Raw genomic sequence first — 262 nt, 5'->3', positions numbered from 1 at the left:
CCCGGGGTACTTTTCACCTTTCCCTCACGGTACTAGTCCGCTATCGGTCACCAGGGAGTATTCAGGCTTATCGGGTGGTCCCGACAGATTCACAGCAGATTTCACGGGCCCGCTGCTACTTGGGTATTCGCAACAACAGTTGCAGTGTTTTCGTCTACGGGACTCTCACCCTCTACGACAGGCCGTTCCAGACCACTTCGACTAACACCACAATTTCTCACTGTCGGCCGATCCGGCAGAATCGACAATGCAAACCCCACAA

The 262-nt window shown here is 54.2% G+C and carries 1 rRNA gene; it reads right to left on the bottom strand.

Going from position 1 to position 262, the window contains the following annotated elements:
• Positions 1–262: ribosomal RNA gene (locus MTX35_RS25485) — 23S ribosomal RNA — on the bottom strand; the annotation flags it as partial.

The organism is Rhodococcus sp. ARC_M12, from assembly GCF_022810385.1.
Classification (GTDB): domain Bacteria; phylum Actinomycetota; class Actinomycetes; order Mycobacteriales; family Mycobacteriaceae; genus Rhodococcoides; species Rhodococcoides navarretei.
The sequence above is the reverse complement of the archived record's forward strand: the minus strand, read 5'-3'. Positions and strand labels throughout refer to the sequence as shown.